Source organism: Candidatus Propionivibrio aalborgensis, assembly GCF_900089945.1.
Taxonomy (GTDB): Bacteria; Pseudomonadota; Gammaproteobacteria; order Burkholderiales; family Rhodocyclaceae; genus Propionivibrio; species Propionivibrio aalborgensis.
The window spans coordinates 1-8,266 of sequence record NZ_FLQY01000312.1; the positions used below are offsets into that span (position 1 = coordinate 1).

At 59.5% G+C, this 8,266-nt stretch carries 7 protein-coding genes; all 7 read right to left on the minus strand.

All coding sequences use genetic code 11. The features are described from left to right. Nucleotides 1-210: 210 nt before the first annotated feature. Entirely contained in the window at nt 211-2,250 is a 2,040-nt protein-coding gene (locus tag PROAA_RS13515) for an ABC transporter ATP-binding protein (RefSeq protein WP_186411841.1), read from the minus strand. Next, the gene (locus PROAA_RS13520) at nt 2,247-3,674 is read right to left on the minus strand and encodes an ABC transporter permease (RefSeq protein ID WP_186411842.1); all 1,428 of its coding nucleotides are present in this window, start codon (nt 3,672-3,674) and stop codon (nt 2,247-2,249) included. Before PROAA_RS13520 ends, PROAA_RS13515 begins: the two co-directional genes overlap by 4 nt. Before the next feature lie 105 nt (nt 3,675-3,779). After that, entirely contained in the window at nt 3,780-4,757 is a 978-nt protein-coding gene (locus tag PROAA_RS13525) for an ABC transporter permease (RefSeq protein ID WP_186411843.1), read from the minus strand. Between the two features lie 276 nt (nt 4,758-5,033). Continuing rightward, complete coding sequence (locus tag PROAA_RS13530; protein WP_186411844.1) at nt 5,034-5,408, minus strand: hypothetical protein; 375 nt, start codon at nt 5,406-5,408, stop codon at nt 5,034-5,036. Continuing rightward, nucleotides 5,336-5,707: a type II toxin-antitoxin system VapC family toxin gene (locus PROAA_RS13535; protein WP_186411845.1), complete on the minus strand. Its 372-nt coding sequence runs from the start codon at nt 5,705-5,707 to the stop codon at nt 5,336-5,338. The genes PROAA_RS13530 and PROAA_RS13535 overlap by 73 nt, the downstream gene beginning before the upstream one ends. Beyond that, a complete protein-coding gene (locus tag PROAA_RS13540; RefSeq protein WP_186411846.1) occupies nt 5,704-5,901 on the minus strand; it encodes a type II toxin-antitoxin system VapB family antitoxin in 198 nt (65 codons plus the stop codon). Before PROAA_RS13540 ends, PROAA_RS13535 begins: the two co-directional genes overlap by 4 nt. 241 nt (nt 5,902-6,142) lie before the next feature. Further along, nucleotides 6,143-8,266: ABC transporter substrate-binding protein (locus tag PROAA_RS13545; RefSeq protein ID WP_186411847.1), on the minus strand; the 2,124-nt coding region annotated here is incomplete at its 5' end.

Genomic DNA, 8,266 nt, shown 5'->3' on the forward strand with positions numbered 1-8,266 from the left:
CCACGACCCCCGTGTCAAATATGCCGCCTGAAACTTCATACTTCAGCTGGCCGGATCAATAGCATCCTCCGACGGATTGTCAGACGCGAGAATGTTGTAGCAGCCCAAGTTTCCATGTCGGCCTACGGCTCGACGGACTTTGTTTGTCTGCATCAACTGATCCCGCACCGCGACTTATCGGTCTCGTTGGCTGCCGCCAGCATCAGCAAACTACTTGCTCTGTTCTGCACTACCGAACAAATGGCAGCGCACCGTATGCGTCGCCGTCACGCGACTCGTCTCGGGATAGCCCGCATGGCATGTGTCCATCGCCTGCGGGCAGCGCGGATGAAAATGGCAGCCGGGCGGCGGATTCGCCGGTGACGGCATTTCGCCAGCCAGTCGAATGAATTCCGGCTGCGCGTCAAGCCGTGGGCTGGGAACGGCGGAGAGCAGAGCCTGCGTATAGGGATGCTGTGGCGAACGCAGCACCTCGTCGACCAGGCCGCGCTCGACGATGCGGCCGAGATACATCACGGCCACCTCATGCGCCAGATAATCGACCACCGCGAAGTTATGCGTGATGAACAGGTAGGCGAGCCCGAGGTCGTCTTGCAGCGCCTTGAGCAGATTGAGAATCTGCGCCTGGACCGAGACGTCAAGCGCCGAGGTGGGCTCGTCGCAAACAATCAATTCCGGCTGGACGGCCAGTGCACGCGCAATGGCAACCCGTTGCCGCTGGCCACCTGAGAACTCGTGCGGATAACGGCTTGCGGCCGCCGGGTCGAGCCCGACCTGCTGCAACAATGCAGCGATGGCGGCCTCCCGTCCTTCGCTCTGCGTGTTCACGCCGAGGGCACTCATGCCCTCACCGATGATCTCGCCCACCGACAGGCGCGGATTGAGCGAAGCAAAGGGGTCCTGGAAGATCATCTGCATACGGCGACGCAGCGGACGCAATTCGCCGCGCGAAAGGCCGCATAGCTCGCGCCCGTCAAGTTGAGCACTGCCGGCGGTTGGCTTGATCAGTTGCAGGATTGCCTTGCCCACGGTGGTCTTGCCGCAACCCGACTCGCCGACGAGGGCCAGTGTACGCCCGCGCACCAGATCGAGCGAAACGCCATCGACGGCTTTGACATGGCCGACAGTGCGTTGCAATACGCCGCGACGGATCGGGAAATGGACAGCAAGATCCTTGACCGCAAGGAAATCGGGCAAAGCCTGGAATGCCGGTTGAACCAGCGCAGCAGACGTCGGCATACTGATAGCTGCCCTGCCCGGCTCGGCCAGCAGATGACAACGCACGCGATGGTTTTCTCCAGCCGCATGCCAGCCCGGCGATTCGTCACGACAGCGCGCCCAGGCGTGCGGGCAGCGCTCGGCAAAACGACAGCCCGTCGGCATGGCGGACAAGGACGGCACCTGTCCGGTGATGGTGTCCAGTTGCCCGCCGCGCCGCGCCGGATCGGGCAACGCGGCAAACAGTTTCTGCGAATAGGGATGGCGTGGCGAGGCGAAGAACGCGTCGCGCGGCGCTTCCTCGACGATTTCACCGGCATACATAACGCCGACACGATGCGCCATGTGCGCGACGACGCCGAGGTCATGCGTAATCAGCAACATGCCCATACCGCGTTCGGCCTGCAGGCGGCGCAGAAGATCGAGAATCTGCGCCTGGATGGTGACATCGAGTGCGGTGGTCGGCTCGTCGGCGATCAACAGCCTTGGATTTCCGGCCAATGCCATGGCGATCATCACACGCTGTTTCATGCCGCCGGAGAGCTGGAAAGGGAACTCGTCCAGACGTCGCCGCGCATCGGCGATCCCGACGGCATCCAGCAGTTCTATTGAGCGCAGGCGCACCGCCGTACCGGCCAGGCCCAGATGCCGCTCGAGAACCTCGCCAATCTGCCGTCCGACGGTCAACACCGGGTTGAGGCTGGTCGCCGGCTCCTGGAAAATCATCGCCATGCCGCCACCGCGCACGGTGCGCATTTCGGATTCGGGCAGCTGCAGGAGATCGCGCCCGGCGAAACTCACCTCGCCGCCGAGTATGCGCCCCGCCGCCGGCAGCAGGCGAAGCAGCGTCAACGCTGTGGCGGACTTGCCGCAGCCCGATTCGCCCAGCAGGGCGAATGTTTCACCGGCACGCAGGGAGAAATCAATGCCGTCCACGGCCGCCAGCACCTGTCGGGTGCTGGCAAAGCCGCTGGCGAAGCCCATGCGCAGGCCACGCACGCTGAGAATCAGCTCGTCGTTGCCCGCGCTCATGATGCCCCCGCCATGCGTGGATCGAAGGCGTCGCGCACGGCGTCGGCGAGCAGGTTGGCCGCCAGCACCAACGTGAACATGAAGACGAAAGCAGCGGCCAGCGACCACCAGACCATCGGCTCGCGCGCCATTTCCATGCGCGCATTGTTGATCATCGTGCCGAAACTGATCATCGTCGGATCGACGCCGATGCCGACGTAGGACAGTACCGCTTCGGCCAGCACCAGACTGGAAAAATCCATGACCAGGGCAATCATCACGATGTGCATCAGGTTCGGCAGGATGTGGCGCAGGATGATGCGCAGGTCGGAAACGCCGAAGGCCTGTGCGGCCTGAATGTATTCCAGTTCGCGCAGCTTGAGGGTTTCGCCGCGCAGCAGGCGGCAAAGCCCGGTCCAGCTTGTTACCCCGAGAATGAAGCACAGAGCCAGCAGACGCATATCGGCACGCTCGGCGGCAGTGGCGAACCACTGCGGATGGTTGTCGATGATCACCTGCATCATCAGCACGGCGGCGGCGATCAGCAGCACGCCGGGGATCGAACTGAGCGTCGTGTAAAGGTACTGGATGCCGTCGTCGACCCAGCCGCGAAAGTAGCCGGCGAGAATGCCCAGAAGAATCGACAGGGGCAGCATGACCAGTGTGGTGACCAGCCCGATGACCAGCGCCGTGCGTATGCTCTTGAGGACCTGATAGAGCACGTCCTGGCCCACCTTGTCTGTACCGAAAACATGGTAATCAACGCACAGCGCGACCAGCGGCAACAGCAGCACGAGCAGCAGGCCCAGCGTGGCCAGCACGGCGTTCCACGCGAAATCCGTTTCGCCGCGCCAGATCATGCTCCACATCCTGCGCGCAGGGCGTGCATTCCTGCGCGCCAGCAAATGCACGCATCCCAGAGCCATCACTCCCCACAACGCACAGGCAAGCACACCAGCCGCCGCCACCCGTTGGCCAACATCGGCGTTGCGCTGGTCGTCGCGACCACCGAGATGGACACCGCCGTGCTTCAGGCGCGGGAAATCGCGAACCTGGCCAACGCCGCCGCTCGCATCGCGCACTTCAATGGATTCCTTGGCGTAGGCGTGCGTGGCCAGCGGTTCGGAATAGGTTTTCTCGTTGCGCGTGCGCAGCGGTGTCACCAGCGCATCGAGCAGCGAAAGCACTTCGATGGCATAGACATCCGGCTGCTCCGCCTCGCGGCTTTCGAGCCGGGGCCGATAATGAACCGAGTCGAGCAGACCGACCAGGATGAAGACCGTCAGCACCGTCGCGGCCGCCATTCCCTGACGGCTGCGCCCGACCCGCTGCCAGGCGGCGCGCAAGGGCGGATTGCGCGCCGACAGTGCACCGAGCACAATCGCCGCCAGCACCAGCAGCCAGATGAGAACGTCGGACCACAACAGGACGGGGAGGAAACTCATTTCAATCGAACCACCAAGCCACCAAGGACACGAAGGCTCACCAAGAAAACCATTAAGAATGCTTGGTGCAACTTGGTGCTCTTGGTGACTTGGTGGGGAAAATCGTTATTCAAATCTGATCCTCGGATCGACGAAGGTGTAGGAGATGTCTGTGAGCATCAATCCAATGATGTACAGCACGGAGCCGATGAAAACCATGGCGCGAACCACGGCGAAATCCTGCGCATTGATTGCATCGATGGTGTAGCTGCCCAGCCCCGGAATACCGAAGAAGGATTCGGTGAGCAGCGAACCCATGAACAGCAGCGGAATGACCACGACGACGCCTGTCAGAATTGGAATCATGGCGTTGCGCAGCACATGACGGATAAACACAATCAGCTCGGAAAGCCCCTTGGCGCGCGCGGTGCGCACGTAATCCTTGCCGATTTCCTCGAGGAAAATCGTTCGATACCAGCGCGCCGACGAACCGATGCCGGAAATGACGCCGATGGCCACCGGCAAAATCACGAATTTCCAGGCTTCCAGGCCGCCACTGAAGCCCGAGATCGGCACCAGTCGCCATAACTTGCTGATCAGGAATTGTCCGCCGATGATGTAGAAGAGGCTGGAAATCGACATCAAGGCGACACAGAGAACGACGCCCCAGAAATCGAGATAACTGGCACGGAAGAAAGCCAGTAGCAGGGCAAAATTGACCGTCACGAAGAGGCCGAGAATGAACGTCGGCAAGGCAATGGCCAGCGAAGGCCCCATGCGCGTCGTGATTTCTCTGGCAATGTCGCGGCCGTCCTCGGCACGCCCGAAGTCACCCACAAACATGCGTGCCGATTTCGTGTACAGGACGGTGTCGGTCAGCACGCCGATACCTTTCGCCTGCGAATTGATGAACAGCGGCTTGTCATAGCCGCGCTCGACTTTCCATTTGGCAATCGCCTCGGGTGTCACGCGCTTCACCCCGAGCTGCATGCGCGCCATGTCGTCGGGCGTATTGACGACGAAGAACAGCGCAAAGGTGATCAGATTCACCCCAATCAGGATCGGTATGGCATAAAGCAGTCGGCGAAGGAGATAAGCGAGCATGGGTGATTACGCGTGAGTAAAACCGGGAACCACAGAGGCGCAGAGGCACAGAGAAAATCCATAGAAATTGGTGTTCTCTCTGCGAAGCCTCTGTGTCTCTGTGTCTCTGTGGTTCATATGGGTTTGACTCATCTCACAGTTCTCGCGATGCATGGGATTGTCGCACTTCACACCGCCGCCATTCGACAACTGCCGGAGAAATCTTGGGGCTTTAGAGTCAATCTGCCGCTTGTCGAAAAGTAACTCACACAACCGACCCAGAACAGAATGTCGCGATCATGCGTAGATCTTAAGAGCCAAGGCGATACCCAAGAAAAGGTAGGCGAAGAAGCTAATCGCCGCAAGCTTCAGTTTCAACTCTTGCCTCTTTAGTAGCTTAACCATGACAAAGACATAGCCACCACCTATCTTTTTGATTTCCTCGTTGCACTGATATCCAATAACCAAGTGAACAATTACAGCAATTGAGAACATCGCCCAAAGAAGGAAGCTATCCACGCGAATAAATGCCGAAGTGATAAGAATACAAATTATGCCGCAGTTTGATATCTCTGCTTCTGGCTGGACACGGCCATCAATCAGTGTGCTCCCGGCACGTAGACCCAGCCTTTTTCTTTGGCAATGGCCATGAGGCGCTTGTCTTTCGTCCATATCGGGAAGTTTCGGATCACGGCAGCGGCAAGCAGGTGAACATCGATGTAACCGATTCCACATCCCATGAGTTGCTGCTGCTCGATGAAGAATAGAGCTTCATCTTCGGTCGCAGCGGACAGTCGCGGGAGAGATTGAAGCAGGCCCAACACTTCCGTCCTGTTACGCAGATTGCCGCACGCCAGTTCGCCGATCACGAAGCCGTGGGTGCAGACGGCCTCGTTTTCAAGCAACGTACCGAGTGCCGGGCTGCCGCTGCGCAAGTGGTCGATCCAGATCGATGTATCGACCAGTATCACCGCTTTCCTTCGCGACGTCGGGCGACACTTTCCAACTGCGGATCGGTACCGCCCAACCGCGCCAGGCGACGGGCGCTTTCCCGCTGGATAAGAGCGTTCAAAGCTTCTTTGAGAAGGGCACTGCGTTCTTGAACACCAGAGAGCAGCTGTGCCCGGTTGAGAAGGGTTTCATCCAGGGTTACTGTAGTTCGCATCGTGTGACTCCTAACGTATCTGCACCAATTATAGTATCACTCGATGCCAACAAAGATGATCCTGTTGGATCGGCGTACTAGCCTGAAACGCGAATGGAATGCACCCATCGAGCGAACTGTTCTGGCCAAGGCGGCCATTCGACACGTTGAAGACAGAGAGAGAATCCAAAAGGAAGGACGCCTTCTCCGTGAGTCCTCTGTGTCTTTGTGCCTCTGTGGTTCAAACGCCTTTTGACTCAACTCATGGCCCCCGCGCCGTACCACGTTCGCGTCGGCGATAGCTGATCACGGCCGGCAGAATTACCGCCGCAAGAACAACAACAATCAGTGCCAGTGGCCACAGTACCGGCTCGTTCCACTGTCGGCGAAGTTCTTCACGCTCGGCCACGTCGATGCGCTGATACTTGAGGATATTGTTGCCGATATCCATCGGCTTGCGGTTGTACAACCAGGAGTGACCGAGCGTATAGCTCTTTGGATGGAAGCCGAAGATCCACGGCGCATCGTGTTGCAGGATGCGGTTCATGCGCGTGATGATGGACAACCGGCGCGGGCCGCTCGGGCCATCGCTTTCCATGTCCTTCATCTCGGCAAAGAGGCGGTCGAATTCGGGACTGGCATAATTTGAGGTGTTCTCGCCGCCTTTTTCCACCTTGCTTTCGGAACCCGCCAGCAGGAAGAAGAAATTCTCCGGGTCAGGATAGTCCGCGTTCCAGCCAAGATAATAGAGTTGCTCCGCGCCCTTGCGCAGCTTCTCCTGGAAGCGGTTGAAGTCAGTCGAGCGCACAACGAGCTGAATGTCGAGCTTGGCGAACTGGCGCGTCAGCCAGTCGAGGCGCGATTTGTCTCCCATGCCGCCGCTCGTCGTATCGAGGTTGAGTACCAGCGGCTCGCCGGTCCGGGAATCGCGGCCATCCGGCCAGCCCGCCTCGGCCAGCAGCTTTTTTGCCACCGCAATCGGCTTGCGCCGTGCCTTCCCCTCCACCCAGTCGTAGACCACCGGATTCATTCCCGCTTCGCCGTCAAGATAGCCGAAAATCCCGGGCGGCAGCGGACTCATCGCCGCGATTCCGCGACCGTTCATGAAGATCGAGATGAACTCCTCCTGATCGATCGCAATCGACAGGGCTTGCCGTAGCTTTGCGCTGCGCTCGCTACCGATGCCGTCCTTGCCGCCGACCACCGCATCCAGCATATTGAAGCCCATATAGAAGGTCGACAGCCGCACGCTGGTGAGCAGGCGAATCCCCTTGGCCAGCATTTCGTCGGAGAGCTGCACATCACCGCCGACATTGAAGCGCACCGCCTGATCGAAGCTGTCGGATGAAATGCCCGAGGCATCGTAGTAGCCTTGCAGGAACTTGTTCCAGTAGGGAATACTTTCCTTCTCGCGGGAAAATACCGCTTTGTCGATCTGCGGCAGGGGTTTGCCGCAATCCGCCAGCAGTCCGGCGGCCCGGTCCCCAGGCGTGCCTTCGCAGGGATAGGTTTCGCCGTGAAAATTGGGGTTGCGCTCAAGCACCATTCGGCGGTTCGGGTTGTTCTCGGTCAGCATATAGGGACCGGTGCCCACCGGGTACCAGTCGAGTGTCAGGTTCTTCTCGGCCATTCCCGGCTGGCCAAAAAAGCGATCGACCTCGCGCGGTACCGGGGCAAAAAAAGGCATCGCCAGCCAGTAGAGAAACTGCGGATACTTGCCACGCAGCTCGATGCGCAAGGTATGGCGGTTGACGCGCGTCACGCCCTTGAGCGCAAAGCGGTCCAGGTCAAGCCAGGTTCCGGCGGACAGACTCTTGGCCTCCTTGTGCAGTACTTCGCCGAGTTCTTTCAGCCCGACGATGCGTTCGGCCATCATGCCGAAAATCGGCGAATGCAGGCGGGGATGGGCCAGCCGCTTGATCTCGTAGATGTAGTCGTCGGCGGTCAGTTCGCGCGTTCCGGTGCGCGTGAAATCGGCGATGGTTTCAATGTCCGCCAACTTGTCCGGGTCAAGATCCGCATAGACTGGCTTTCCATCCTGGTTCAGCGCGAAAGCGGGATGCGGCTGATAGTGGATACCGGGACGGATGCGGATCTCGTAGATACTGTGTGCGATGTCACTGGCTGGCGCATCGGCCGGTAGCGCCTTGCCCCTGGCGTCGTAGTAACGAGGTACCGGAACGGCCTCTGCCGTCGCTGGAATCAGCGTGTAGGGGCGCTTCAGATAGTGGTATTGCAGCAGCGGCTCGTAAATCTGCGCCGTGAATGTGATTTCGTCTTCGGTGTAGGACTGCACCGGATCAAGATGCTTGGGGCGCTCGGTGAACGCCGCATAGTAGATGTTCTTGCCACGTTCGCCGAGCGGATACGGATCGTTCTGTTCGCT

What these genes read in the sequence shown, in the direction of transcription:
- PROAA_RS13515 (WP_186411841.1), bottom strand. Translation starts at nt 2,250, where the DNA reads ATGAGCGCGGGCAACGACGAGCTGATTCTCAGCGTGCGTGGCCTGCGC.
- PROAA_RS13520 (WP_186411842.1), bottom strand. Translation starts at nt 3,674, where the DNA reads ATGAGTTTCCTCCCCGTCCTGTTGTGGTCCGACGTTCTCATCTGGCTG.
- PROAA_RS13525 (WP_186411843.1), bottom strand. Translation starts at nt 4,757, where the DNA reads ATGCTCGCTTATCTCCTTCGCCGACTGCTTTATGCCATACCGATCCTG.
- PROAA_RS13530 (WP_186411844.1), bottom strand. Translation starts at nt 5,408, where the DNA reads ATGGACGAAAGACAAGCGCCTCATGGCCATTGCCAAAGAAAAAGGCTG.
- PROAA_RS13540 (WP_186411846.1), bottom strand. Translation starts at nt 5,901, where the DNA reads ATGCGAACTACAGTAACCCTGGATGAAACCCTTCTCAACCGGGCACAG.